The 24,882-nt window shown below is 32.4% G+C and carries 27 protein-coding genes; 13 read left to right on the plus strand and 14 right to left on the minus strand.

Annotated elements, in window-relative coordinates:
- Positions 1–75: 75 nt before the first annotated feature.
- Both P2W75_RS08070 and P2W75_RS08075 read right to left on the minus strand, forming a co-directional pair.
- Positions 76–864: an anti-sigma factor domain-containing protein gene (locus P2W75_RS08070; protein ID WP_207296211.1), complete on the minus strand. Its 789-nt coding sequence runs from the start codon at positions 862–864 to the stop codon at positions 76–78.
- Positions 864–1,394, minus strand: a complete 531-nt coding sequence (locus P2W75_RS08075; protein ID WP_207296212.1) for an RNA polymerase sigma factor — start codon at positions 1,392–1,394, stop codon at positions 864–866. Before P2W75_RS08075 ends, P2W75_RS08070 begins: the two co-directional genes overlap by 1 nt.
- Before the next feature lie 760 nt (positions 1,395–2,154).
- Here P2W75_RS08075 and P2W75_RS08080 point away from each other — a divergent pair.
- A complete protein-coding gene (locus P2W75_RS08080) occupies positions 2,155–2,742 on the plus strand; it encodes a glutathione peroxidase (protein WP_207296213.1) in 588 nt (195 codons plus the stop codon).
- A gap of 78 nt (positions 2,743–2,820) precedes the next feature.
- Here the strand turns inward: P2W75_RS08080 and P2W75_RS08085 are convergent, their stop codons facing one another.
- Positions 2,821–3,318, minus strand: coding sequence for a GNAT family N-acetyltransferase (locus P2W75_RS08085; protein ID WP_207298750.1), 498 nt, complete (start codon positions 3,316–3,318; stop codon positions 2,821–2,823).
- Positions 3,319–3,361: 43 nt separating this feature from the next.
- The gene (locus P2W75_RS08090) at positions 3,362–4,537 is read right to left on the minus strand and encodes a thioredoxin fold domain-containing protein (protein WP_207296214.1); all 1,176 of its coding nucleotides are present in this window, start codon (positions 4,535–4,537) and stop codon (positions 3,362–3,364) included.
- A 179-nt stretch (positions 4,538–4,716) separates the two neighbouring features.
- Between P2W75_RS08090 and menD the strand changes: the two genes are divergently transcribed.
- The 8 genes from menD (at position 4,717) to P2W75_RS08130 (ending at position 13,635) form a co-directional block, all read left to right on the plus strand.
- Positions 4,717–6,378, plus strand: a complete 1,662-nt coding sequence (menD, locus tag P2W75_RS08095) for a 2-succinyl-5-enolpyruvyl-6-hydroxy-3-cyclohexene-1-carboxylic-acid synthase (RefSeq protein WP_276379963.1) — start codon at positions 4,717–4,719, stop codon at positions 6,376–6,378.
- An 89-nt stretch (positions 6,379–6,467) separates the two neighbouring features.
- The gene (locus P2W75_RS08100; protein ID WP_207296216.1) at positions 6,468–6,809 is read left to right on the plus strand and encodes a DUF2853 family protein; all 342 of its coding nucleotides are present in this window, start codon (positions 6,468–6,470) and stop codon (positions 6,807–6,809) included.
- 131 nt (positions 6,810–6,940) lie between these two features.
- Positions 6,941–7,798: a S1 RNA-binding domain-containing protein gene (locus P2W75_RS08105; RefSeq protein WP_276379964.1), complete on the plus strand. Its 858-nt coding sequence runs from the start codon at positions 6,941–6,943 to the stop codon at positions 7,796–7,798.
- Between the two features lie 809 nt (positions 7,799–8,607).
- Positions 8,608–9,441 (plus strand): 1,4-dihydroxy-2-naphthoyl-CoA synthase, encoded by an 834-nt coding sequence (locus P2W75_RS08110; protein WP_111369033.1) that lies wholly within the window; start codon positions 8,608–8,610, stop codon positions 9,439–9,441.
- Positions 9,442–9,534: 93 nt separating this feature from the next.
- Positions 9,535–10,497, plus strand: coding sequence for a 1,4-dihydroxy-2-naphthoate octaprenyltransferase (gene menA, locus P2W75_RS08115; protein ID WP_276379965.1), 963 nt, complete (start codon positions 9,535–9,537; stop codon positions 10,495–10,497).
- A gap of 32 nt (positions 10,498–10,529) precedes the next feature.
- Positions 10,530–11,207 carry a metal-dependent hydrolase gene (locus P2W75_RS08120; RefSeq protein WP_276379966.1) on the plus strand — a complete coding sequence of 226 codons (678 nt, stop codon included), beginning with the start codon at positions 10,530–10,532 and terminating at the stop codon, positions 11,205–11,207.
- Between the two features lie 153 nt (positions 11,208–11,360).
- Positions 11,361–12,563, plus strand: coding sequence for a tetratricopeptide repeat protein (locus tag P2W75_RS08125; RefSeq protein ID WP_276379967.1), 1,203 nt, complete (start codon positions 11,361–11,363; stop codon positions 12,561–12,563).
- A 31-nt stretch (positions 12,564–12,594) separates the two neighbouring features.
- The gene (locus P2W75_RS08130) at positions 12,595–13,635 is read left to right on the plus strand and encodes an o-succinylbenzoate synthase (RefSeq protein WP_276379968.1); all 1,041 of its coding nucleotides are present in this window, start codon (positions 12,595–12,597) and stop codon (positions 13,633–13,635) included.
- 38 nt (positions 13,636–13,673) lie between these two features.
- On the opposite strand, the gene P2W75_RS08135 is transcribed toward P2W75_RS08130, so the two are convergent.
- Positions 13,674–14,216, minus strand: coding sequence for a hypothetical protein (locus tag P2W75_RS08135; protein ID WP_276379969.1), 543 nt, complete (start codon positions 14,214–14,216; stop codon positions 13,674–13,676).
- A 349-nt stretch (positions 14,217–14,565) separates the two neighbouring features.
- Between P2W75_RS08135 and P2W75_RS08140 the strand changes: the two genes are divergently transcribed.
- Both P2W75_RS08140 and P2W75_RS08145 read left to right on the plus strand, forming a co-directional pair.
- Positions 14,566–15,042 carry a CYTH domain-containing protein gene (locus P2W75_RS08140; protein ID WP_276379970.1) on the plus strand — a complete coding sequence of 159 codons (477 nt, stop codon included), beginning with the start codon at positions 14,566–14,568 and terminating at the stop codon, positions 15,040–15,042.
- Positions 15,043–15,045: 3 nt separating this feature from the next.
- On the plus strand, positions 15,046–16,014 hold the full coding sequence (locus tag P2W75_RS08145; protein WP_276379971.1) for a YpdA family putative bacillithiol disulfide reductase: 969 nt from the start codon (positions 15,046–15,048) through the stop codon (positions 16,012–16,014).
- Between the two features lie 119 nt (positions 16,015–16,133).
- On the opposite strand, the gene P2W75_RS08150 is transcribed toward P2W75_RS08145, so the two are convergent.
- Both P2W75_RS08150 and msrA read right to left on the minus strand, forming a co-directional pair.
- Positions 16,134–17,702 carry a YdiU family protein gene (locus P2W75_RS08150; RefSeq protein WP_276379972.1) on the minus strand — a complete coding sequence of 523 codons (1,569 nt, stop codon included), beginning with the start codon at positions 17,700–17,702 and terminating at the stop codon, positions 16,134–16,136.
- Positions 17,703–17,777: 75 nt separating this feature from the next.
- Positions 17,778–18,311, minus strand: coding sequence for a peptide-methionine (S)-S-oxide reductase MsrA (msrA, locus tag P2W75_RS08155; RefSeq protein ID WP_207296226.1), 534 nt, complete (start codon positions 18,309–18,311; stop codon positions 17,778–17,780).
- 184 nt (positions 18,312–18,495) lie between these two features.
- On the opposite strand from msrA, the gene P2W75_RS08160 reads away from it, so the two are divergent.
- Positions 18,496–19,983, plus strand: coding sequence for an aminotransferase class V-fold PLP-dependent enzyme (locus tag P2W75_RS08160; protein WP_276379973.1), 1,488 nt, complete (start codon positions 18,496–18,498; stop codon positions 19,981–19,983).
- An 86-nt stretch (positions 19,984–20,069) separates the two neighbouring features.
- Here the strand turns inward: P2W75_RS08160 and P2W75_RS08165 are convergent, their stop codons facing one another.
- The 6 genes from P2W75_RS08165 to P2W75_RS08190 all read right to left on the minus strand — a co-directional run bounded on the left by P2W75_RS08165 (position 20,070) and on the right by P2W75_RS08190 (position 23,500).
- A complete protein-coding gene (locus P2W75_RS08165; protein ID WP_207296228.1) occupies positions 20,070–20,540 on the minus strand; it encodes a nuclear transport factor 2 family protein in 471 nt (156 codons plus the stop codon).
- Between the two features lie 101 nt (positions 20,541–20,641).
- On the minus strand, positions 20,642–21,112 hold the full coding sequence (locus P2W75_RS08170; protein WP_276379974.1) for a hypothetical protein: 471 nt from the start codon (positions 21,110–21,112) through the stop codon (positions 20,642–20,644).
- A gap of 24 nt (positions 21,113–21,136) precedes the next feature.
- A complete protein-coding gene (locus P2W75_RS08175) occupies positions 21,137–21,655 on the minus strand; it encodes a hypothetical protein (RefSeq protein WP_276379975.1) in 519 nt (172 codons plus the stop codon).
- A 6-nt stretch (positions 21,656–21,661) separates the two neighbouring features.
- Positions 21,662–22,138, minus strand: a complete 477-nt coding sequence (locus tag P2W75_RS08180; protein WP_207298751.1) for a hypothetical protein — start codon at positions 22,136–22,138, stop codon at positions 21,662–21,664.
- Positions 22,139–22,144: 6 nt separating this feature from the next.
- On the minus strand, positions 22,145–22,822 hold the full coding sequence (locus tag P2W75_RS08185; RefSeq protein WP_207296231.1) for a peptidoglycan DD-metalloendopeptidase family protein: 678 nt from the start codon (positions 22,820–22,822) through the stop codon (positions 22,145–22,147).
- A gap of 12 nt (positions 22,823–22,834) precedes the next feature.
- On the minus strand, positions 22,835–23,500 hold the full coding sequence (locus tag P2W75_RS08190) for a spermidine synthase (RefSeq protein ID WP_207296232.1): 666 nt from the start codon (positions 23,498–23,500) through the stop codon (positions 22,835–22,837).
- A 67-nt stretch (positions 23,501–23,567) separates the two neighbouring features.
- Between P2W75_RS08190 and P2W75_RS08195 the strand changes: the two genes are divergently transcribed.
- A complete protein-coding gene (locus P2W75_RS08195) occupies positions 23,568–24,119 on the plus strand; it encodes a 1-acyl-sn-glycerol-3-phosphate acyltransferase (RefSeq protein WP_207296233.1) in 552 nt (183 codons plus the stop codon).
- 83 nt (positions 24,120–24,202) lie between these two features.
- Here the strand turns inward: P2W75_RS08195 and P2W75_RS08200 are convergent, their stop codons facing one another.
- Positions 24,203–24,649, minus strand: a complete 447-nt coding sequence (locus P2W75_RS08200; RefSeq protein WP_276379976.1) for a helix-turn-helix transcriptional regulator — start codon at positions 24,647–24,649, stop codon at positions 24,203–24,205.
- Positions 24,650–24,882 lie beyond the last annotated feature (233 nt).

Here is a 24,882-nt window from a genome sequence, read left to right on the forward strand (position 1 = left end):
TTTAAATTCTATTATGAAAAAAAGCGCATATTAATAAGATCAATATGCGCTTGTAATTTATAATTGTTATTATTTTTAAACTTTTCCTAAAGTATACAGTTGTTCCATTGTAGGCGTCAAACTTCCGCCAGCTGGTTCAAGAGTAATTCCAAATGCTTCAGCAGAATCTGTTTGCTGCACAGCAAAGATTTTTTGTGAATTTCCTTCAAAATTATCCAATAAACCAATACTTGTTGGAGTAAGTACCGGACTTAGTTTTAAAGACCAGACCTGATATACCTTTCCTTTTGGAGGAGTTGGTAAACCTGCGGCATCAATGTAAGTCGTTTTAGTTTCTTTATTCCAGTACACTTTTGCGAATGATGTTGGAGATACTGCCTGACCACCAAGCGTAACACCTGTGTTTTTAATATCTCTTACGATACTTAAATTTTTCTCGGTTACTTTATTCTGCTGATCTAAATAAGCAAGATCTCTTTGGATTTTATTTTTTTCAGTTCCAACTTGGCTTATAGCTTGTTTTGATTTGGTTAATTCCAATGTTTGGTAACCAAAACCTAGCAATAGCAGTACAGCCGCCGCCCAGCCCACATATTGTGTCCAGTTTGAGGTCGGTTTCAATTCGACTACTTTTCCATGTTTAAGCTCTAAACGGGCTTTAATTTTCTCGAAGTTGGCAACTGAGTGGAAAGGAGAGAAGCTTGATGATAAAGCAACAATAGCTTTTTCTATTGAGATAATTTCCTTTTCAACTTCAGGATTTTGTTTTGCCAGTTCGGCAATTTCCAAATTCTCTTTTTCTGTCAGGAGACCGTAAACGTACAGTTCTAAAATACCTGATTCAATATATTCTTGTGCTTCCATTATATCTTTAAATAATTTCTTAAATCGTTAATACAGTTTCTGTTTTGTGTTTTGATAGTCCCTAGCGGCATAGCAAGCTCTTCGGAAGCTTCTTGCTGGGTATATCCTTTAAAGAATAACAAATCAATAATCTCAATACATTTTGGTTTCAATTTTTTCACGAATTCCTGAATACCAATTGTGTCAATTTTGTTTGTGAGTTTATTGCTGTCATCTAACAGACTTACGAAATTATCTGAAGAAAGGTTTTTTTGACTGTTATTAAAATTTTTAGATCGAAGTTTATCAATCGATGTATTCCTAGCAATATTAAGGATCCAAGTGTAAAATCTCCCTTTACTTTCGTTATAAGAATCGATGTTTTTCCAGATTTTTACAAAAACATCCTGCAGAACATCTTCGGCCTCTTCACGGTTTTTTATTAAAACATGTATAACCGAAAATAAACTTTTAGAATACATATCATACAAATGGGTAAAAGCCCTTTCGTCTTTTTTGTAGATTAAAACTAATAATTCTTCTTGACTCATAGGTTTAGATTTTAAGCTTAAATAAATTTTAATTTTCTTATCAGTGGTAAATTGAGATAAAGATAAATTATTTTTTTGTGATTTTTCTTATTTTTTTTAACTCCGTGAAACTTAGTAAAATAAGGCGTTGTGAAAAAAGTTTTACTTTTTTTTTATTTTTTTAAAACCGAAATACATCCAATTTCGTAAATAAGTTCAAATGAGAAAATCAACAGTTTTAACTTACAAAATAAACTGTTGTTCTCTCTAAAGTATAAAATAATAAAATAGGAAATTTATGTATCGTGTTACAAAACTAAAAATACTAATAGTGGGTTTGACAACAATACTATCATTAACCCATTTTAATGAAAAAGATTTTTTACAAAAAGAAATTAAATATCAGAGCAGTAAAATATTCTGATTATAAATATAAAAGTATTGAATAGTTGATGTCTCCGGACTTCCAACTGAAAATAATAGAACTAAATATCACATTTGTATGTAAATGAACTTTGAATTTTTCCACTTATAAACGCCATTGAAATAAAATTAAAGTGATATAAAAATTAGGAATATTAATTTTCGATATAACCGGAGCATCAACTATAATCTTAAAAATATAAAAGAGATTTAAAGTTAATTCATGGTTTGATTTGTTTGTATGGGGGGAGGCCTGACGTCTGATTAACGTCAGGCCTCAATTTATTTAACTTATTATTAATAAAAAATAAGTATACGTTAGAAATAGATTTTATTTAATTTTATAAAAAATTATACAATGAAAAAACTACTATTTATAGCCTGCAGTGCTGTCTTCTTTATGAGCGCGCAAGCAGAAGCTCAAACAAGCAAAAATAAATTATCTAAAACAGATAAAGCTATGGCAAAAGAAACAATTTATCAGTTTAAAGTAGAAGATTTATCAGGAGACACTTTTGATTTTGCCTCTTTAAAAGGTAAAAAAGTTATGATTGTAAACACGGCTTCAAAATGTGGATTAACGCCTCAGTACAAAGATCTTGAAGCGATTTACAAAGAATACAAAGACAAAGGATTTGTAATTGTAGGTTTTCCGGCTAATAACTTTGCTTCTCAAGAACCTGGTACAAACAAAGAAATCGAAACTTTCTGCCAGCAGAACTACGGTGTTACTTTTCCAATGATGAACAAAGTTTCAGTAAAAGGAAGTGACATGTGTGATGTTTATAAATTCCTTACCGAAAAATCAAGAAATGGTCTTCAAGATTCTGAAGTAGAATGGAATTTTCAAAAATACCTTATTAACGAAAAAGGAGAATTGGTAAAAGTAATTAAACCAAGAACTTTACCAACAGATCCTGAAGTAATTAACTGGATTAAAAGCTAAAAGCGCTACATCAATTAAAAACAAACCCGACAATTTCAAAACTTTGTCGGGTTTGTTTTTATATAGTAATTGCAACAATTATTTCAAAATCAGCTGCATAAAAACCAAATCGAGCCAGTGATCGAATTTATAACCTACTTCTCGAATCGTACCCGTAACGACAAAGCCAAATTTTTCATGAAAGGCGATACTTCCAGCATTATCAGCATCAATGGCACCAATCATAACATGATAACCTTGTTCTTTTGCCAGACGAATTAATTCCGTTAAAAGTTTAGAACCAATTCCTTTTCCAATTACATTATCAACTACATAAACTGAATGTTCTACAGTGTATTGATACCCAATTTTTTCACGAAACTGACCGTAACTTCCAAATCCTACTACTTCACCGTCTAAATCGGCTACCACAATAGGCAGATTTTTTGCTTTTTTATCTTCAAACCATTTAGTTTGAACTTCAAGTGTTTGAATATCGTAGCTATAATTGGCTGTAGTATGTAAAATAGAATGGTTTACGATTTCGAGAATTTTTTCTAAATCGGTTAATTCTGCAGGTCTTAATTGTAGGTTCATCATTTTGTTTTTGTTCCGAATTATAATCAATTCGAAAATTGTTTTATTTTTTGGCTAGTTCAGCTAGTAAAGTGTCAACATCATTTGTATTCCAGCCCATTTCCTTGCCAATTGCTTTGGCGTCTTTCGCATACTTAAGAGCTGATTTTTTATCTTTAATTTTATTGTAAAGTCGGGCTGCTAGTAAATTTCCATCAAATGAATCGCTTAATTCCAACGAATGTTTTACCCAAGAAATTGATTTTTTAAGATCATCGGCATCATCAATATGTTTTAAATACGTTTGTCCAATATCTTTTAGAAAACTCGCATCATTCCAAGCTAATTTTTCAGTATCTTCAGAAGTTACTTTTTTATAAAATTTCCAATTTTCGGTACGTTCGGCGAGCGTTAAATCAAATTTAAAAACCAAAGAATCCGTTTTTTGCAGGCGGATTGATTTCGCAACTTCTCTTTGTTTATAATAATTGACCGTATCCATTCCATCAACTAGAGGACGCAGAAGTTCAGTCACAATATTTTCGATTTTACGATCAACACGGTTTTGCGAAGCCACTGCTGCAAAATCTTTCTGATGCTGCAAAACATATTGAAATTCTCTCGATTTAATATCAGTGACACCATTTGCAATAACTCTCCAATTAGTTTCTGTAACTAATTGCTGATCAGATTGCGTATTTAAGTAAATGTGTGTCGGAATCGATAATTCAGTTCTATCAGCTCCTTTTTTTAGAGTATTCAAATACGTAAAGAATTTGGTAACATTTCCAGGATCAGCTAAAAATTCCTTTTCCAGATAAGGAAGCTGAAATTTTGGATTCAACGCATAATTTGCTTCAGCCAGAAAATCCTGTTTCTTCATTTCTCCTTTTAAAGCATACAAAAGCGTTTCATTAGAATCCAAAAATAAAAAGGCAGGAAGAGATCTGGTTTTAAATTTATTTTTAAGCGCTGTTCCTTCTTCTTTTTCAATATTCTTCCAAATGCATACATAATTTTTATTCAAGAAATCCATCACACTTGGATCGCTGAAAACTTCTTTTTTCATTAAATTACAATGCGGACACCAGTCAGCAAACAACATCACAAAAACTGGTTTCCCGTTTGTTTTAGCTGTTTCTAAAGCTGTTTTGTATGGAATTTCGTCTCCAATAAACTGATTTTGAGAATTTATAGTTTGTATCGAAATAACAAAGAAAAGTAAATATAAGAAACGCATAAAGTGTTCGTTTTTATTAAGGAAAATTAGAATTTACAAATATATTCTCTTTTTCCAAAATCACTCTTAATATCTTCCTAATATATAAGTTAAATCCAATGTGAAAATTGTAACTTTGTATTTATAAAAGAGGATTTGAAATAAGAATTTTCTTTAAAAAATTATATACCTATTTTATAATGATTTACCCCAAAATACCGCTTGCACAAAGTATTATTGAAATTTGTGCAGCAAAAGGAATTCAAAATATAATTATTTCTCCGGGTTCACGAAATGCACCTTTGACAATTGGTTTCGCACAAAATCCAAATTTTACCTGTTACAGTATTGCTGACGAACGCTGCGCTGCTTTTTTTGCTTTAGGAATTGCCCAGCAAATTAAAAAGCCAACAGCTATTGTTTGTACTTCAGGTTCGGCATTGCTGAATTATTATCCAGCGCTTGCCGAAGCATTTTACAGTCAGATTCCATTAATCGTGATTTCTGCGGATCGTCCGCAAAGTAAAATTGATATAGGAGACGGACAAACGATTCGTCAGGAAAATGTATTTTTAAATCATTCTGTTTTTAATGCCAATCTAACCGAAGAAGCTTCCGCAGAAAATGATTTGAAGATTAATAAAGCAATTGAAACAGCAATTCTTCAAAAAGGACCAGTACACATTAATGCCCCGTTTGAAGAACCTTTATATGAAACGGTTTCAGAACTTTCAGTTGAACCAAAAATTACAAGTCTAGAAGAAGTCCTAGAAACCAAAATCATCGAAAATGAAGCAGAAATTGTTTCCATTTGGAATTCTTCAAAAAGAAAATTAATTCTTATTGGCGGTATCAACGACGTAAATTCTATCGATCACGAAATATTGGACAACTTTGCCAAAGATCCATCAATTGTAGTTCTTACAGAAACCACATCAAATCTGCATCATCCTAGTTTTGTAAGCAGCATTGATAGTTTGATTACACCGTTTGACGATGCTGATTTTAAAGATTTGGAGCCAGAGGTTTTAATCACTTTTGGAGGCATGATCGTATCAAAACGTATTAAAGCTTTTTTACGCAAATATAAACCTGTACATCATTGGCACATAGATACTTTACGTGCTTATGATACATTCAATGCTTTAAGTAAACATTTTGTAATGGAACCGAATGATTTCTTCAATAATCTGCTTCCAAAAACAGAGTTTGCTTTAAGCGATTATTTTTCAAAAATTGATACCATTTATGATTTAAGAAAAACCAAAAAACAAGAATATTTATCAAAAATTGGTTTCTCAGATTTTAAGGTATTTGAAAAAGTAATCGGGACGCTTCCAAAAAATAGCCAGCTTCAAATTAGTAATAGTTCAGCTATTCGATATGCACAATTAATCGATATTGATCCTTCTATTGAAGTATTTTGCAATCGCGGAACCAGCGGAATTGACGGCAGTACTTCGACTGCAATAGGTGCAGCTGCTGCTAGCGGCAGGGAAACTATTTTCATTACCGGAGATATTAGCTTTTTTTACGATAGCAATGCTTTGTGGAACTCTTATATTCCCAATAATTTCAAAATTGTTTTGATTAATAATGGAGGAGGAGGAATCTTCAGGATTTTACCAGGTCATGAAGAAAAACCGGTTTTTAATACCTATTTTGAAACTTCGCATAAGTTAACAGCAGAGCATTTGGCCAAAATGTATCAATTTAATTATTTAACTGCTGCTGATTTACCTTCACTAAATCAAAAGCTAGAATTGTTTTATCAATCGGATAAACCTGTGCTATTAGAAATTTTTACGCCTACAACAGAAAATGATGCGATATTGAAGCAATATTTTAAAGAATTAATTTAATTGTAAGTTAATTTTTGTTAAAAATTAGTTTTTTATCTTGTTCTTTTATAGATTTGGATACTCAAAAATAGTAACCAAAATAAAGTATTATGAGCAAAAGAGAAGAATTAATTGCAAAGTATGCCGCTGATTTGAAAGATAAATGCGGCGTTACGCCAAACATGGATTTATTAACAAAAGTAACCATAGGCTGCGGACCATCAATTTATAAAGATGATGCCGCTACAGTTGCAGGAAGCGACAAATCTGAATTGGAAACCGTTAAAAACAATTTTTTAATAAAAAAATTAGGCTTAAAAGATAGTCCAGAATTGGATAAAGGTATTGAAGCCGTTATAGAAAAATACGGTAAATCCAATAAACATAAGTACCGAGTGGTTGTATATTATCTACTTACAATTCACTTTAAAAAAGAAAGTGTTTATAAATAATCAAAAAAACAAAAGCGTCATCCCTGTGGCGCTTTTTCTTTTATATCAAATATTTTGGGTTTACCAGTTTCAAACTTCGTACATTTGCGCCTGCAAACTTAGTTGTTTATCAACTTCGAATTTTAAAGAAAATGCTTGAAATAGGAAAATACAATACACTTACCATATTACGTGATACCAAAGTGGGATTATTTTTAGGAAAACCTGAAGAAGATCCAGAAGGAACTCACGATGTTTTACTGCCTAATAAATACGTGCCGAATGAATTTGAAATTGGCGAAGAAATCATTGTTTTCGTTTATTTAGATCACGAACAGCGTCCTGTCGCTACTACGCTTAAACCTTATATTTTTCTAAATGAATTTGCCCTTTTACGCGTAAATTACATTAATAATGTAGGTGCATTTATGGATTGGGGAATGGAGAAAGATATTTTGGTACCGTTTAAAGAACAAGCAAGGCCAATGGAAAAAGGCAAACGCTATTTGGTATACTTGTATCTTGATACTAAAACCAATCGTTTAGTGGCTTCTAGTAAAACAAACCAATTTTTGAACAACGACAATTTAACAGTCGAAAAAGGAGAAGAAGTTGATTTAATTGTTTCGCATATTACAGACATGGGAATCAATGTTATTATCAATGAAAAACACAAAGGACTTTTATATAAAGATCAGGTTTATGACGATTCTATAAGAACTGGTGACAGAATGCGAGGTTATATCAAAAATATCCGTCCGGATCATAAAATCGATGTAATACTTCAAATAGAGGGATATCAAGGTGTTGAACCCAATGCAGAAAAAATATTAGATGAATTAAGAGCCAATAGAGGCTTTTTACGTTTAAATGATGATTCGCACCCTGAAGACATTAAAACAGTTTTAAAGATGAGTAAAAAGACCTTTAAAAAAGCAATTGGAGCCTTATATAAAGAAAAACTCATTGAAATTAAAGAAGATGGAATTTATCTGGTAAAAGAAAACTAGAAATTAAAATTCCAAACTACAAATTCCAAATTCCGATTGTACAGTAACATTGGAATTTGGAATTTTTATATTTAGAATTTACATTTTTGGATATACTAAATCTATAATAACAAGAAAGGCTGCTCATTACAAGCAGCCTTTCCCTTTTTATTCTAGTTTTAAAAAAAATTGTAATTAAAAAAAAACAGAAATAAAATAAATTCGAATCCATCTCGAAAATAAAAGCTTTACGAATTTTAGAAATTACTTTCTCGAATGGTATGTCTTTTAAATGATTGATACGTTTATTTTAAAAGCAAAAAATTAATTTCACGGCAGATCCATTGGTTTATAAAATAACTTTTAGAAAAGTGTGAATTAGTATTTCTCTTTTTCGTATTTCAATTTATATACTAATTAATTTGTACTAATCTAACATTTAACCTTAGGTGTTACTATTTCTTTTTTGAAGTCTCAACAAACACATAAATCATTTGCTCGTTCTTAACAGGTTTTGTATTAAAAACCATAAAAAACTGAGCGACAAATTTTTTAAGTTTTCTCAAAAAAATCATTTTTTAGGTTAATAAATCAGTGAAAGAAAATCAATCTAATATCAATAAAATACTTTGTATCTCATTGATTTCTAGACTGTAAAATTACTCATTATTTTCTAAACCTAATGTTAAAAATTGTTATTTTTTGTGAGGCAGCAACAATTGTTAACATTGAAACAAATATAAACGGCTACTTAAAATAAAATCAATAGTTAAAAATGTAAAAAATGCTTTATTTTTACACTATAATTTTTTTAAACAAAACAAACAGAAATGGATTGGATTACAGCCAGAGAATTTGAAGATATAACCTATAAAAAATGTAACGGAGTTGCAAGAATTGCTTTTAACAGACCAAATGTTAGAAACGCATTTAGACCTAAAACAACTTCAGAATTATACCAGGCTTTTTACGACGCACAGGAAGATACTTCAATTGGAGTAGTTTTGCTTTCTGCTGAAGGCCCTTCAACTAAAGATGGAGTTTACTCTTTCTGCAGCGGAGGTGACCAAAATGCGCGCGGACATCAAGGATATGTTGGTGATGACGGTCAGCACCGTTTGAATATTTTGGAAGTGCAGCGATTAATTCGTTTTATGCCAAAAGTTGTTATTGCCGTAGTGCCAGGCTGGGCTGTAGGCGGCGGACATAGTTTACATGTTGTTTGCGATATGACACTGGCTAGTAAAGAACACGCTATTTTTAAACAAACTGACGCTGATGTTACCAGTTTCGATGGAGGGTATGGATCTGCTTACTTAGCTAAAATGGTTGGGCAGAAAAAAGCCCGCGAAATTTTCTTTTTAGGAAGAAACTATTCTGCACAAGAAGCTTTTGAAATGGGAATGGTAAATGCCGTTATACCTCATGACGAACTTGAAGCAACTGCATACGAATGGGCTCAGGAAATTCTTCAAAAATCTCCAACATCAATCAAAATGCTGAAATTCGCTATGAACTTAACCGATGATGGCATGGTTGGACAACAAGTATTTGCAGGAGAAGCGACTCGTTTGGCTTACATGACCGAAGAAGCAAAAGAAGGAAGAAATGCCTTTTTAGAGAAAAGAAAACCAAACTTCGGTGAAAATAAATGGATCCCGTAAATAATTTTAGATGTCTGATTTCAGATTTTTTTAATCTTAATTTTTTAAATCAGAATAATCTAAAATCTATATTCTAAAATCTAAAATTTAAATATGAAACATTGGATTGAAGCCGCAAGACTGCGCACATTACCTTTATCAGTTTCTGGAATTATTGTTGGAAGTATATACGCGCTTTCAAATCCAACAGAAACCATTAATACTCCAACAGAAGTTTTCAGCTGGAAAATATTTGGTTTTGCCCTTTTAACAACACTTGGTTTGCAAGTATTATCTAATTTTGCTAACGATTACGGCGATGGTGTAAAAGGAACCGATAATGCTGATCGTGTTGGTCCGCAGCGTGCTATTCAAAGCGGAATCATTACACCGCAAGCCATGAAAAAAGCGATAATAATTACGTCATTACTGACTTTATTATCAGCTATTACCTTGATTTATTTTGCTTTTGGAAAAGATAACTTTGGATACTCTATCTTTTTCTTATTACTTGGAATTGCGGCAATTGTTTCTGCAATTCGTTATACAGTTGGAAATTCGGCTTATGGCTATAAAGGATTTGGCGACTTATTCGTTTTCATCTTTTTTGGTTTGGTAAGTACACTTGGAGTAAACTTTTTATATTCAAAAGAAGTAGATCCGTTATTGATTCTACCAGCTGTTGCCATTGGTTTATTAAGTGTAGGTGTTTTAAACCTAAACAATATGCGCGACGAAGAATCCGACCGCAAATCAGGAAAAAATACAATTGTGGTTCAAATAGGCGGCAAAAAAGCAAAAAACTATCACTTTGCTTTAATTATAAGCGCTATGGTTTTGGTAGTTGTTTTTGCTGTTTTAAGTGATTACCGTTTAGACCAATATTTATTCTTACTAGCGTATATTCCTTTAACTAAACATTTAATTACAGTTTATAAAAATCAGAATCCTAAGTTATTAGATCCTGAATTGAAAAAACTGGCATTAAGCACATTTCTGCTTTCGATACTGCTAACAATCTGTATGATTTCGTTAGCAGCAGATATTTTTGTTAACCTTTTTATGGGCGGAAGATAAACTCAAGTTTAACTTAAAAAAATGTATTAAAAATGAAAATAACCTATTACGGACACGCAGCTTTAGGAATTGAAGTAGGAGGAAAACATATTATTGTTGACCCATTTATTACAGGAAATCCTGCCGCGGCGCATGTCGATATAAAATCATTAAAAGCAGATTATATCCTGCTTACACACGCACACGGAGATCACGTTCTGGATGTTGAAGCTATTGCAAAAGCAACCAATGCAGTGATTGTTTCAAATGCAGAAATTGCAAGCTATTACGCAAAATTGGGTTTTAACAGCCACCCAATGAATCATGGCGGAAGCTGGAAATTCGATTTTGGAAAAGTAAAATATGTAAATGCTATTCATTCTAGTTCTTTTCCTGACGGAAGTTACGGCGGAAATCCCGGCGGTTTTGTAATCGAAGGCGAGCATAAAAACATTTATATTGCAGGCGATACCGCTCTTACAATGGATATGAAATTGATCCCAATGCGTACAAAATTAGATTTAGCCATTCTTCCTATTGGTAATAATTTCACAATGGATGTTGAAGATGCTATCATCGCTTCAGATTTTGTAGAATGCGATAAAGTTCTAGGATATCACTTTGATACTTTTGGCTATATCGAAATCAACCATGAAGAATCAATTCGTAAATTTTTCGATAAAGGAAAAGATTTAATGCTTTTGCCAATCGGAGAATCAATAGAATTATAATAAGGAGCTAATCCCGCTATCCGCTATATCTTTTGTGCCTTTCCAATCTTTGTGGACAGGCACAAAAGGATATCGCTTCTATCGGGGCTAGGGCACTGGTTTTCATTACAAATTATTTTTACTACATTATTCAAATCTCATATCGTTCAGAATATGAATTTCAAAAGAATATTTCTAATCCTTTTACTGGCTTCAACCGGAAGTACTTTCGCTCAGAAAGACGGTTATTGGGATAAAGAACGTGCCACAACCAAAGAAATCATGGTTTCTGCTGGCGAAAGAACTATCATTAAAACCGAAGATCTTCCCGTTGGAACTACCGAAATTGTCTACAGAATCACACTTTTAGATAAAAACCAGCAAATGGCAAATAGTCTGGTTTCGCTTTTAAAAGCAATTCCAGATCCATACGGAATTGGTCAAGGATCTGCCGGAGCCGTGTTTTTAATGTCTAAAATTTCTGGTGACGATCAATGTACATATTCGTTATTTACTTCTGATGCCAATGCAAAAAAATACAAAACAGACGGAAAAGTAGATTCAGCCTGTTTTTCGCAGTCAGAACCAGTAAGTAAAGACGCTAAACGAATTTCACTCGATAAAAATTCGTGTTTAAAACAAAACACAACTTCTATATGGTTTGGTTTTGAAAGCAAAAACTGGTTTTTAAGTCAGAAAATCGTTCTGGAAGTTGTGCCTTGGGTAGATACAAAACTAAACAGAGGCTGGAATCAGGATAATAAAAACGAAATTATTAGTTTGTGTAAAACATCTACAATGGCACAGAAAATGGCCAATTCAGATGATTTTTGCGTTTGTATTCTTGATAAAATCATGAAGCAATATCGTTATGGCGAATTTCAGAAATTGTTAGCCGTAGAAAAAACGAAAGTGTATAAAGATTTTGGAAATGCCTGTTATAATGATGCCGACATTTCTAAAAACATCTACAATGATTTACGAAATCAAGCTGCAACATTAATCAAACAGCAGAAATACAACGAAGCCATTCAAAAAATAAGCACGATAATAAATGACGGAAAAGCAACAGCATTAGATTACAGTACAATTGGATACTCTTATATTCTAACCAAACAATATGCGAAAGCTTTGAAATTTCTACAAGAAGGCGAAAAATTGGACGATACTGAATTATTGGTAAAACTAAATCTAGCGCATGTTTATTTAGTAAGCAATAATTATAGTGATGCCAAAGCCATTTACAAAAAGTATCAGGATCAAAATGTAACCGATAATGTGAGCTGGAAAGAAAAAACAAAACAAGATTTTGCTGTTTTCGAAAAAGCTGGTCTGCCATCAAAAGATTTCGAAAAAATATTAAAATTATACCATTAAGCTTAGTCTCTTATAACTTATCAACTTAAAAATGAAAGCCAGTTATTACAAATACATGCTCGAATTCAAAGTTCCGTCTGGTACTTCGAGAGGAATTATGACCGAAAAAGAAACCTGGTTTATTGTTTTGGAAGAAAACGGTAAAAAAGGAATAGGAGAGTGCGGTATTTTACGAGGTTTAAGTGCTGATGACCGAGATGATTATGAAGAAAAACTAAAATGGACCTGTGATAATATTCATTTAGGAGAAGAAGCTTTATGGAATGCTTTATTAGAATTTCCTTCCATTCAGTTTGGTGTAGAAATGGCTTTTTTATCCTTGAAAAGTGAAACACCTTATTTGTTATTTCCTTCAGAATTTACCAATACCACAAAATCAATTGATATCAATGGTTTGGTTTGGATGGGTGAAGCTTCATACATGAAACAGCAGATCGAAGCCAAATTAAGGGATGGTTTTAAATGTATAAAACTCAAAATTGGCGCTATCGATTTTGATAAAGAATTAGAATTATTACAATTTATAAGAAGTCATTTTTCTGCAGAACAAATTGAAATTAGAGTCGATGCAAATGGTGCTTTCCCTATAAGCGAAGCTTTAGATAAATTGAATCAGTTAAATGTATTTCAATTACATAGTATTGAACAGCCAATTAAAAAAGGGAATTTGCAAGCGATGGCAGATTTATGTCAGCAGACGCCTTTCCCGATTGCATTGGATGAAGAATTAATTGGCGTTTTTTCATTTGAAGCTAAAGAAGCATTACTTCAAAAAATACAACCACAATACATCATTTTAAAACCAAGTTTTTTGGGAGGTTATAAAGGAACACAAGAATGGATTTCTCTGGCTGAAAAATACAACATTGGCTGGTGGATTACATCGGCATTAGAAAGTAATATTGGTTTAAATGCTATCGCACAATGGACTTTTACCTTAAATTCAGATATGCCGCAAGGATTGGGAACTGGTGCATTGTATACAAACAATTTTGATTGTCCGTTAAAAGTTTCAAAAGGACAATTGTGGTATGATAAAACTGAAAATTGGGATTCGAGTTTTTTTAGTTAAGAAAAGAAGGTATTCAAAACAGCTTTTCTAATGTATTTTTATTCTTTACCGCCAAGAAGACTTTCATGCCAGTCTTTCAATTCCTGCCATCTGCCTTCGTAAGCAAATAAAGATTGTTTTGCCCAAGTACTTGGATTGTGAATCGCGTAATTTTCGCCACCCGCATCCAAAATAGATTGTAATTTTTCTGTAGGCGCTTCAGAAAGATCGCGCCAAGTTAGAATTCCAGCTTCATGAAATAAGCTTTCAATTTTAGGACCTATTCCTTCAACAATTTTCAAATCATTTTCCTTTATATTTTTTCCTAAAACATTCGAAGCAGTTACAGCATCAAATGGTGGTGGAACTTCGGCAATAATAACTTTTGGCGCTTTTGTTTTTCTTTTTGAAAGTAAATCTGCTTCCAAAGTATCTATTTTTTTCGTTAAGCTTTTCGTATGTGCTTTAGAGGCATCTAAATCTGCCTGAAGAGATGCTACAAGTGCATCATCATTTTTTGAGTTCAGTTTTCCTAGTAAATAACCTAGGATTCCGCAAAATAAACCCACTAAAATTGGTATTAAAATACAGGGCACATTCATGATACAATATTTTAGTTATGTATGTAAGTACTGTTCTTTTATTTTTCACTTCAAGGGATTTCAGTATCACAATTACAGCAGAATTTCAGATATAAAATAGTGCCTAAAACAATACTAAGAACAATACCAAATAGATAAAGTGCTTTTTTAGACATGGTTTTTGATTCTATAGTTCTATCAAATTTACTCAAAATAAAAATTTTAATATGTTAATAATCAGGTAAATTGGTTTTGAATTTATAAGATACTATCTCAAAATTAAGAATTTTAAGAGGCATCAAATTTGATTTTTTGACTCTTTGACTTAATTAAATTAAGTAACTTGCAGTAAAATTAATTTAGACCCAAAATGCTCGAAATAGAAAGAAAGTTTCTTGTAAAATCAGATGATTTTAAAGAACAGGCTTTTGCAAAAAATAATATTGCACAAGGATATTTGAGTTCAATTCCGGAAAGAACAGTTCGTGTTAGAATCAAAGGAGAAAAAGCGTTTTTAACTATAAAAGGTGTTGGACATCAGGGCGGTATGTCACGTTTTGAATGGGAAAATCAAATTCCAATTGACGAAGCTGTCGAATTGCTTAAACTCTGTGAAAAAGGAAAAATTGAGAAAACCCGATACGAAATTAAATCGGGTAACCACATTTTTGAAGTGGATGAATTCTACGGCGAAAACGAAGGTTTAATTATGGCCGAAATCGAACTTCAATCTGAAACAGAAGACTTTGATAAACCACAATGGCTGGGCGAAGAAGTTACCAATGACGAAAGATACTACAATGCCTATTTAAGTAAAAATCCTTTTAAAAATTGGGCAAAAGAATAACTTATGACAGATCAATATGATTTAATTATTGTAGGAGGCGGCCCTATTGGACTTGCTTGCGCAATAGAAGCACAAAAGAAAGATTTACATTACTTAATTATAGAAAAAGGTGCACTGGTAAACAGTATTTTCAATTACCCACTGTATATGACCTTTTTTTCTACTGCTGAAAGACTTGAAATTGGAGATATTCCATTCAATTGTCTGGCGCCCAAACCAGGCCGACAAGAAGCTTTAGAATACTATCGAAACATACACCGTTATTTTAATTTCAAAATTCATTTATTTGAAAAAGTAACAGAAATTAAGAAAAATCAAACTTCAGTTTTTGAAGTTATAACCAATAAGAATTCATACTGTGCTAAAAATGTGGTTATAGCAACTGGTTTTTATGACATTCCGATTACAATGAATGTAAAAGGAGAAGAGCTTTCAAAAGTGCGTCATTACTATAAGGAAGCTCATGAATATGCTTTTAGAAATATTTTGGTTGTTGGAGCCAATAATTCATCTGTTGATGCAGCCTTGGAATGCTGGCGAAAAGGGGCAAACGTAACCATGGTGATTCGCAAAAACGAAATTAACAGCAGAGTGAAATATTGGGTAAAACCCGATATTGAAAACAGAATTGCCGAAGGAAGTATTAAAGCGTATTTTCAATCCAATATTACAGAAATAAGAGAAAACGAAGTGGAGATTGAAACTCCTGAAGGAAAAGTTACAATTGAAAATGATTTTGTTCTGGCCTTAACAGGTTACAAACCAGATTTGAATTTCTTGGAAAAAATGGGAATTCAGCTTTCTGATGATGAGCTAAAAATTCCGGTATATAATCCTGAAACTATGGAAACGAATGTTGAAGGTTTATTCTTGGCTGGTGTTGTCTGCGGAGGAATGCAGACACATAAATGGTTTATTGAAAACTCAAGAATCCATGCCAATATGATTGTGGATTATATTACATCAAAATAATTTAGCCACGAATTTCAATTTTTTTTTGTCACATCGAGCGGAGTCGAGATGTTATAGCGTTCTCGACTCCGCTCGAACTAACAAAAGATTAATTCATGAAATTCGTGTCAAATAAAAAATTAAGAACTACAAGAAAGCATGGAACAGCCTACTTTAGATCTTGCCCAATCTGGTCGTTTGGCAAACCATTTTTCGTATTCCGGTTGTTCGTCATATGGATTCTGCAAAAGTTTGTACAATTCATCAATTAATGAATAATCTTCTTTATCGGCAGCATCGATGGCCAATTGCGCCATATAATTTCGAAGTACATATTTAGGATTGATTCGGTTCATTTTTTGTGAACGCTCATGATCGGATAATGCTTCAGCTTTTAGTCTTTCTAAATATTCAGAAAACCATTTGGTCCATTTTTCAGAAACTTCACCTGTAAATTCTTCTGGTTTATAAAACGCATATTTGATTTTTTCAATTGCTTCTGGAGCAAAATCTGATTTTTCAACCAAGCTTAAATTTCTAAAAAAGATTGTCATATCAGTTTCCGTCAGCTGCAGATTAATTTCTAAATCATCAATTAACTGATTGTCAGTTTCAGTTGAAGTAAACAAACCTAATTTACTTAAAAACATTTCTTTATAGTCAGCACTAAAATCTGTCATAAAAGATTCTAATATCTTTTCTAACGGTGCTGCTTCGTTTATTAATGGATAAAGCGCATTGGCTAATTGATACAAATTCCATTGTGCAATTTGAGGCTGATTTCCATATCGATATCTTCTATATTGGCTGTCAGTTGTATTCGGAGTCCAAGTCGGATCAAAATCTTCCAGCCATCCGTATGGCCCGTAATCAATCGTGATTCCATGAATAGACATATTATCAGTATTCATTACTCCATGGACAAAACCAACTCGCTGCCAGTCAACAATCATTTTACGAGTTGAATCAGCTACTTTTTGAAAAAACTGTAGATATTGCTCTTTTGGTTCTCCCGTAATTTCAGGAAAGTAATGCTTAATTGTAAACTCGACAAACTGCTTTAAATTTGTAAGTTCATTACGAGCAGCCAGCATTTCAAAACTTCCAAAACGAATAAATGAAGGAGCAACACGACAAACCACAGCACCTTTTTCATAAGCTGGATTTCCATTATATAAAATATCACGCAAAACCTGATCTCCAGAAAGCATTAGCGAAAGAGATCGGGTAGTGGGAACGCCCAAATGATACATAGCTTCGGCACATAAATATTCACGTATCGAAGAACGTAAAACAGCCAAACCATCGGCAGTTCTGGAATACGGAGTTTTTCCGGCACCTTTCAACTGAAGTGTATAAAACTGACCTTTGTTTTCAACTTCCGTTAAATTGATTGCACGTCCGTCGCCTAATTGTCCAGCCCAGTTTCCAAATTGATGTCCGGCGTAACACATAGCATAAGGTTGTGTTTCCGAAAGAATTTCTTTTCCAGAAAAAACATTTAAAAACTCTTCAGAATTGATTTCTTCTTTTGAAATCCCCACCATTTCAGCTACATCTTCAGATGTGTGAATTAGTTTTGGATCAGAAGGTTTTGTTGGATTTACATACGAGAACAGCGTATTTTTTACCTGACGAACTTCATTTATAGTTTCAGGATCAGCAGGCAATTCCGCAGTAAAACGATTATGTATTTTTAAACTTTTCATTTTTGTTTCTTTCTTTTACCACAGAATAAATAATTATCAGAATTTTAAACCTTTTAATCTGTGGTAAACTTTACATTAGCCAATCAATCGATCGGCATACATTTTTTTAAGTTTTTGAATCTTCGGGTCAATCACAACCTGACAGTAACCAGCTTCCTGATTGTTATTGTAATAGTTTTGATGATAATCCTCAGCTTCATAAAAAACTTCAAAGGGTTTCAATTGTGTTACAATCGGATCAATATACGCAGGCTGTACTTCTTTAAATACTTGTTCTGCGATTTCTTTCTGCGCATCATCATGATACAACACGATTGATCGGTATTGAGTTCCACTGTCGCCGCCTTGACGATTTAAAGTTGTTGGATCGTGGCTTGTCATAAAAATAAAAATCAAGTCATGATATGAAATAATGTCAGGATCAAAAGTTACCTGAATTACTTCTGCGTGTCCTGTTCGGCCGGTGCAGACTTCGCGATACGCTGGATTTTTTATAAAACCATCTGAATAACCAGATTTTATTGATTTAATTCCGTCTAAACGCTGGATTACAGCTTCAATACACCAAAAACATCCACCACCAAAAGTGGCCGTTGATAAATTTTCCATATATATACAGTATTGTTTAATTTTTATTACCTATTAATTTGATAGGATATTATGATAATTTATCCAAAAAAAGACCTTTTAACTAAAGATACTAAAAGTTTATTTATGATTTGAAGTTTATAATTGATAAATTCTCAATATTGCAAAAAAGCAATTATATTTGCAGTCAAACATAGGCACACTAATGAATAGCAAAAATAGTACCATCAGTCTTGAAACTTATTTTCAGGATTTCAGACAAAATATTGTTGGCATAAATCAAGATTTTACTTCGCCATTTGGCAAAAAAAAGATTATTTACACGGATTGGACTGCCAGCGGAAGGCTTTACAGACCAATAGAAGAGAAGCTTTTGAATCAATTTGGGCCTTTTGTAGCCAATACGCACACCGAAACTACGGTGTCAGGTACTGCCATGACAAAAGCGTATCATCATGCCAGACATATTATTAAACGTCATACCAATGCTAGTCATGATGATGTTTTAATTACTGATGGAACGGGAATGACAGGTGTGGTCAATAAATTCCAACGTATTTTAGGTTTAAAAATACCTGAGAATTTAAAAGATTTTATTACTGTTCCAGCAGAAAAAAGGCCAATTGTTTTCATTTCTCACATGGAGCATCACTCAAATCAGACTTCATGGCTGGAAACTATTGCCGATGTTGAAATTATTCCGTCATGCGAAAAAGGACTTTTCTGCTTAGATAATCTAAAAGATTTATTAGAAAAATACAGTGACAGAACGATTAAAATTGCTTCAATTACTTCATGCTCGAATGTAACGGGGATAAAAACACCATTTCATGAAGCAGCAAAATTAATGCATCAATATAACGGAGTTTGTTTTGTAGATTTCGCCTGCTCTGGTCCTTATGTTGAAATTGATATGCATCCTGCTGATCCTGAAGCGTATTTAGATGCAATTTTCTTTTCTCCTCATAAATTTCTTGGAGGCCCTGGAACATCTGGTGTTTTAATTTTCAATAAAAAATTATACAATAATATGATTCCTGATTGTCCAGGCGGTGGAACTGTAAGCTGGACGAATCCTTGGGGAGAACATAAATATATCGATAATATCGAAGATCGCGAAGATGGTGGAACTCCAGGATTTCTTCAGGTAATAAAAACGGCTTTGGCAATTGAACTGAAAGAAGAAATGGGAATTGAAAACATTTTACAGCGCGAGCACGAAATTGTAGATTATGTATTTAGTCAGTTAGAGCCAGTTGAAAATATTAAAATCTTAGCCGGACAGCATAAAGACAGGTTAGGAGTAGTTTCTTTTTTTATTGATGATCTTCATTTTAATTTAGGAGTTAAAATTTTAAACGATCGTTTCGGAATTCAAACTAGAGGCGGATGCAGCTGTGCGGGAACATACGGACATTACTTGCTTCATGTTGATCAGGAAACGTCTAACAAACTGGTGAACGAAATTACAATTGGTGATTTGATTAAAAAACCAGGATGGATTAGAATGTCGATTCATCCAACAACCACAGACGAAGAGATTGCTTATGTCTGCAATAGCATTAAAGAATTAGCTGAAAATCACCAAACTTGGGCTTTGGATTATTCTTATAATAAAAATACAAACGAGTTTATTCATAAAAACGCAAGTTCGTTTGAAGATGAATTGGTAGAAAGCTGGTTTAAATCTTAAACTTGAAACCGCATAGGAAAGTCAGAATAAAATAAAACCCGACAGAAATATAAATCTTGTCGGGTTTATTTTTTATTGGAAAAAATCTATTTTGCTTCTTGGTATTTTTTAAGGGAAAGTAATGCCTGTTCTTGAATTTTTTTGTGGAAAAATCCTGTCCATCCCAGTAAATATCCCATTGGTCCAAAGGCTTGTTTTGACCATTTCCACACATCAAAGCTATCTGTATGTTTGATAATTAAGCCATCTTGAAATACAAATTCGGCTCCGATTTTATTAATTACTTTTCGATTGGTTTTACTAAAATTATAAGTCGCCACCCACTTTGCAGAACCTGTAAAATCATCTGCTTTTACATCAAAGAATTCAATTTTAATGTTTCCTTTACTCTTTAATAAAAGCATTTCCCACATCTTGCTCACTTGTTCTTCTTTTAAAAGGCCAAATGCCGGATCGATAAAATGAATTTTTGGGTGATAACATTCTGCCATCGTTTTGGCATCAGAATTAGCAAAGGCGGTATAGAACTTTGTAATTAAAGCTTCGTTAGGATTCATGGTAAATTTGTAATTAGGCTATAAATATAAGTTTTATTTTATGAAAAAGTCTATTCATTAAAACTAATTATTTATAATTCATTCTATTTTTTGTCCTCAATTTAAGAGATGCTTGGATCAGCAGCAAACCAAGTATATGAATCTTCTTTTTTTAAATCTTTTAATTTAAGCCATGCAATTCCAAAAACAATATTATCTAATAGTTCTTTGTCTGTAATATCAACTTGTAATCCCGTATTTAAATATTTTACATAAAGCCCCTTTATTTCATCCTCAGTACCAATGCTAATTTTTAAATTATCTTTATACCAACTTTTAAGTGCAAGTCTTTCGCCAGATTCTACTGTGCTTTCGCTAAATATTGTGGAGTCAGCGAATTTACATTCAATAGAAATTGGAATTTGAGAACCATCAATATAGACTGTTATTCTATATCTATCATCAACAATAAAAATGGGTTTATTTTTTAAACCTAAAACTTCGTTCTCCAGCTTTTCGATAGAATAATTTAAAGCAATTCCATTTGTATATAAATTAATTTTACCAAAAGGAGTTGTAAGTCTAGTATTCATTTTACTAAATATATACTAACTAATTTATAAAACACTAATTTCTTTAGCAGTATCGAAACTCTTTTTGGACTGGTCGTAAACCGTTGAAAAATAGTTCTTTTTGTTGTGCGCTGTAAAATAACCCGTCTGACTGCTGAAAGTATCCGAACCTCCTTTTAGAATAAAACGAACAGCATAAATATCTGTTTTTTTAAGTTTAGCAAATTCAGCAGGTGTAAAATAGTAAAAAGCTGAAGTTTTGCCATCGCCACTTTCTTTTACATTTTTGTCAACGCAGGCAATTACGTCTGCGTTGGCTAAGTCTACATAAAGTCCACCTAAAATTTTTACTTGATCATTTGCAGTGGCAACAGTTATTTTTAAAATACCTCCCTTATCAGTTTTGGCAATCTGGATCTCGGCTTCACCAGTATACGCATATTTTTCGCAGACGAAAGTGTAAGGCTGTGTGGCAGAGAATGACTGACCTTTAACGTTCATTTTTTCTTGAGCATTAGCAAAAAAAGAAATAAACAAAACTAAAAGAAGCATTTTTATATTCATAGTATTTTATTGTTCGGTTATTTTTGAATCAAATTTTTCGTCCCAGTCCATTGATTTAATGGCAGATATTAAATTGTCTTCATTTACAAATACTCTCAATTCTTTGTTGGCTACTTTTTTAGTATACAAAGCATGGTAACGGTAAATGACTTCTTGTTTGGTTTTGTAAACGCCGTCTAATTTTAAATCTATAAAACTTCCGTAGTATTGTCTAAATCTAGTACAGGTTTTAGTCAATCTTTCTTCAGTTGTATTTTCTCTAACAGACTGAGTCACTTCGGTTTCATTAAAAGGTTTAAATTTAGAGGTATTACAGGTTTCTAAAACTCTTTTTCCTAATTCGTAGGCTTTTCGCTGTTGCTCTGAATTAATTTCTGAATTGGAAACTTTTTTAATTTTTAAATCATCTGTATCTCTGCTGATGTTTTTTGATTTACATCCAATTAATAATAGCAAACATATAATCAATCCCGCTTTCTTCATAATCATTTAAGTTATTTTTAATAATAAGTTAGGGTTGGGACAATTTTCTATATAAAAATTCAGATCGTTTGTATTGCAGACACCTGGGTAATCACCCCATTTATCCTGTAAATTCTTTATGATTTGGAAATGGACATGAGGTGCGTAATCTCCATTAACGGCTGAATTTCCTAAAGACGCAATTTTTTCGCCTTTTTTAAATGTAGTCCCAACAGTTAAGTTTTCTATACTTTCTAACGATAAATGTCCGTATAAAGTATAAAAAGTTTCATTTTCAATTTCATGTTCCAAAATTATGGTCGGACCGTAATCGCCAAATCCGGCATTATTTTGAAAGCTGTGTACTTTTCCGTCAAGCGGACTTAAAACGGCAGTTCCTTCTTTTGCCCATAAATCAAGTCCAATATGAATATTTCTTTCTGGAACCGAATCATTCTTGAAAATTGTGCTTCTCTTATATAAATTTCTTCCTTCTATATAACCGCCGTACGCTACTTCAGCATTATTGACTTCCATATAATTAAAAATAAAACGCTCAAATTCTGCAGAAGTTTCTGGTTTGCTTTCTACCAATTCGTGATTGGTAATAGATAAATCAAGCGGAATATATTTTGAAAGATCAATTGAAGTGTCAATAATTTGGGAAGGTGGTAAGGCTTTTAAAATAGAAACAAGGGATTTCATAAAATGTAAGGTTTAAGCAACTTTTTCAATAATTATTAATTCATTGTGTACTTCAATTCGCGGAAGCATTTTTGAAGTATACAATTTAGGATTTATTTCGGATATGTATTTTCGGTTTCTAATATTGTGCGCTTCATCCAAAATCATGGTATTAAACAACACAAAACCGCCAGATTTTAAATGAAAGCAAACACGATCGCTAAAAAAATTCTCGAACAAGAAATTCGGCATATTGATATCTTCAAAAATATCAATAATAATTAAATCATATTTATCCTTTGTTTTTAAAACAAATTCAAAAGCATCATCAATAACAATTTCAAGCTGTTCAATCTGGTTTAAGTTAAAATATTCATTGGCAACCTGAATCATATCGGGATCTATTTCAACTCCGGTAATTTTACCTTTATAGTGTATCTCATCGATCAAAGTCTTGACAACACTGCCGCCGGCAACTCCCAAAAGCAGAATATGTTCCATCTCTAGAATTTTATCGTAACCAATATTTCTGAGTCCGTATCGTAATATGCGTTGTAAGCTTCCGTATGAGTAATTTGTATTTTCAGTATCTAAAACTAATTCACCATTTGTCCATGTAACTTCGATAACTTTGCTTCTTGCTGATTTCTTTTTGAATATTTTTATAGGTATAAGATAACTTAACAGTTTCTGAATCATTTTTGTAATGCTTTTACTCAAAAATACCATTTTAAATGGTTTATTTTGCATCAAATTCTAATTTTTAATGAAGAAACAATTATACAAGTTCATCTTTTATAAGCTAATGGGCTGGAAAATAGTGGGATTGGAAAATGCTGAAGTAAAAAAATGTATCCTAATGGTAATGCCGCATACCAGCAACCATGATTTTTATATTGGACTTTTTACTCGAGGCATCTCCGGATTGCAGATGAACTGGGTAGGAAAGAAGGAATTGTTTCGTTTTCCTTTTGGATATTATTTTAGAAATGTAGGCGGTGAACCGCTTGATCGTACCGGCGGATTAAATAAAGTCGATTCTATAGCGGCGATTTTTGATCGAAAAGAAGTTTTTAGACTGGCTGTTGCTCCCGAAGGCACTAGAAAAGGTGTGACAGAAATTAAAACCGGTTTTTATTATATCGCACTTAAAGCGAATGTTCCTATTGTTCCAGTTGCTTTTGATTGGGGCAAAAAAGAAGTAAACTTAGGAAAGCCATTTTATCCAACAGGAAATTATAATGCCGATTGGGAAATTTTAAAACAACATTATAAAGGAGTTTTAGGAAAAATACCTGCGAATGGGTTAGTGGTTTAATTTTTCGATATTTTTTCAAATCCGTGAGAATCGCTTAAACCAAAATAATTTTTAAAAATTTTCAAATACGCGAAATTTTGAGTTTATGGTACATATGCCTTAAAAGTTCCGTTTTTGTAGAAAATTACAATTTTCTCTATTTCGTCTTCTTCAAAACTAATATTGGTTCTTTTTAATTCTTCTGTTTTTTTAATAACTGGCTTTTCAATTTCATAATCCAATTGAGAAAATAAATTGGTGTCTCCAAAATTTTCATTTGAAGAAATAGGAGAGACAACTTTTTCAGTTTCTTTAATGTCATCTGTTTTAGGAAAATTCCCTTTTCCATTTAGAATCCAGTACAAATCAACATCCGGAAAAACCTCCATTATTTTCATAACAAAATCAAGACTTGGTTTATTTCTTCCAGAGAGCAGGTGAGACATACTTGATCTTTGCACGCCAATTTTATCAGCAAAAGAAGAAGCATTTAGTCCATAATAATCGAGTATAATTTCCAGTCTTTTTACAAAATCTTCGATGTTTACCATTGTAAATTATATTACACATTTAACTTGTTTACAAATGTAACTAAAAAGATTCGATAATGCAATTTTACAGTTGTAAATCGATGAAAACTTGTATGAACTACCTAATAATTACTTTAATTAAATAGTTGTAACTATTTGAAATAGAAATATTTAATTTTTAGTACTTAAAGTAATAACAATTGTTAATTGGGTTTCTTTTAAAAACTTAAAATGAGTCTTAAAGAGTGTTTACA

Source organism: Flavobacterium sp. H4147, assembly GCF_029360735.1.
GTDB lineage: Bacteria > Bacteroidota > Bacteroidia > Flavobacteriales > Flavobacteriaceae > Flavobacterium > Flavobacterium endoglycinae.

Coding starts and splice junctions, on each gene's coding strand:
- P2W75_RS08070 (WP_207296211.1), bottom strand. CDS start 864: ATGGAAGCACAAGAATATATTGAATCAGGTATTTTAGAACTGTACGTT.
- P2W75_RS08075 (WP_207296212.1), bottom strand. CDS start 1,394: ATGAGTCAAGAAGAATTATTAGTTTTAATCTACAAAAAAGACGAAAGG.
- P2W75_RS08080 (WP_207296213.1), top strand. CDS start 2,155: ATGAAAAAACTACTATTTATAGCCTGCAGTGCTGTCTTCTTTATGAGC.
- P2W75_RS08085 (WP_207298750.1), bottom strand. CDS start 3,318: ATGAACCTACAATTAAGACCTGCAGAATTAACCGATTTAGAAAAAATT.
- P2W75_RS08090 (WP_207296214.1), bottom strand. CDS start 4,537: ATGCGTTTCTTATATTTACTTTTCTTTGTTATTTCGATACAAACTATA.
- menD (WP_276379963.1), top strand. CDS start 4,717: ATGATTTACCCCAAAATACCGCTTGCACAAAGTATTATTGAAATTTGT.
- P2W75_RS08100 (WP_207296216.1), top strand. CDS start 6,468: ATGAGCAAAAGAGAAGAATTAATTGCAAAGTATGCCGCTGATTTGAAA.
- P2W75_RS08105 (WP_276379964.1), top strand. CDS start 6,941: ATGCTTGAAATAGGAAAATACAATACACTTACCATATTACGTGATACC.
- P2W75_RS08110 (WP_111369033.1), top strand. CDS start 8,608: ATGGATTGGATTACAGCCAGAGAATTTGAAGATATAACCTATAAAAAA.
- menA (WP_276379965.1), top strand. CDS start 9,535: ATGAAACATTGGATTGAAGCCGCAAGACTGCGCACATTACCTTTATCA.
- P2W75_RS08120 (WP_276379966.1), top strand. CDS start 10,530: ATGAAAATAACCTATTACGGACACGCAGCTTTAGGAATTGAAGTAGGA.
- P2W75_RS08125 (WP_276379967.1), top strand. CDS start 11,361: ATGAATTTCAAAAGAATATTTCTAATCCTTTTACTGGCTTCAACCGGA.
- P2W75_RS08130 (WP_276379968.1), top strand. CDS start 12,595: ATGAAAGCCAGTTATTACAAATACATGCTCGAATTCAAAGTTCCGTCT.
- P2W75_RS08135 (WP_276379969.1), bottom strand. CDS start 14,216: ATGAATGTGCCCTGTATTTTAATACCAATTTTAGTGGGTTTATTTTGC.
- P2W75_RS08140 (WP_276379970.1), top strand. CDS start 14,566: ATGCTCGAAATAGAAAGAAAGTTTCTTGTAAAATCAGATGATTTTAAA.
- P2W75_RS08145 (WP_276379971.1), top strand. CDS start 15,046: ATGACAGATCAATATGATTTAATTATTGTAGGAGGCGGCCCTATTGGA.
- P2W75_RS08150 (WP_276379972.1), bottom strand. CDS start 17,702: ATGAAAAGTTTAAAAATACATAATCGTTTTACTGCGGAATTGCCTGCT.
- msrA (WP_207296226.1), bottom strand. CDS start 18,311: ATGGAAAATTTATCAACGGCCACTTTTGGTGGTGGATGTTTTTGGTGT.
- P2W75_RS08160 (WP_276379973.1), top strand. CDS start 18,496: ATGAATAGCAAAAATAGTACCATCAGTCTTGAAACTTATTTTCAGGAT.
- P2W75_RS08165 (WP_207296228.1), bottom strand. CDS start 20,540: ATGAATCCTAACGAAGCTTTAATTACAAAGTTCTATACCGCCTTTGCT.
- P2W75_RS08170 (WP_276379974.1), bottom strand. CDS start 21,112: ATGAATACTAGACTTACAACTCCTTTTGGTAAAATTAATTTATATACA.
- P2W75_RS08175 (WP_276379975.1), bottom strand. CDS start 21,655: ATGAATATAAAAATGCTTCTTTTAGTTTTGTTTATTTCTTTTTTTGCT.
- P2W75_RS08180 (WP_207298751.1), bottom strand. CDS start 22,138: ATGAAGAAAGCGGGATTGATTATATGTTTGCTATTATTAATTGGATGT.
- P2W75_RS08185 (WP_207296231.1), bottom strand. CDS start 22,822: ATGAAATCCCTTGTTTCTATTTTAAAAGCCTTACCACCTTCCCAAATT.
- P2W75_RS08190 (WP_207296232.1), bottom strand. CDS start 23,500: ATGATTCAGAAACTGTTAAGTTATCTTATACCTATAAAAATATTCAAA.
- P2W75_RS08195 (WP_207296233.1), top strand. CDS start 23,568: ATGAAGAAACAATTATACAAGTTCATCTTTTATAAGCTAATGGGCTGG.
- P2W75_RS08200 (WP_276379976.1), bottom strand. CDS start 24,649: ATGGTAAACATCGAAGATTTTGTAAAAAGACTGGAAATTATACTCGAT.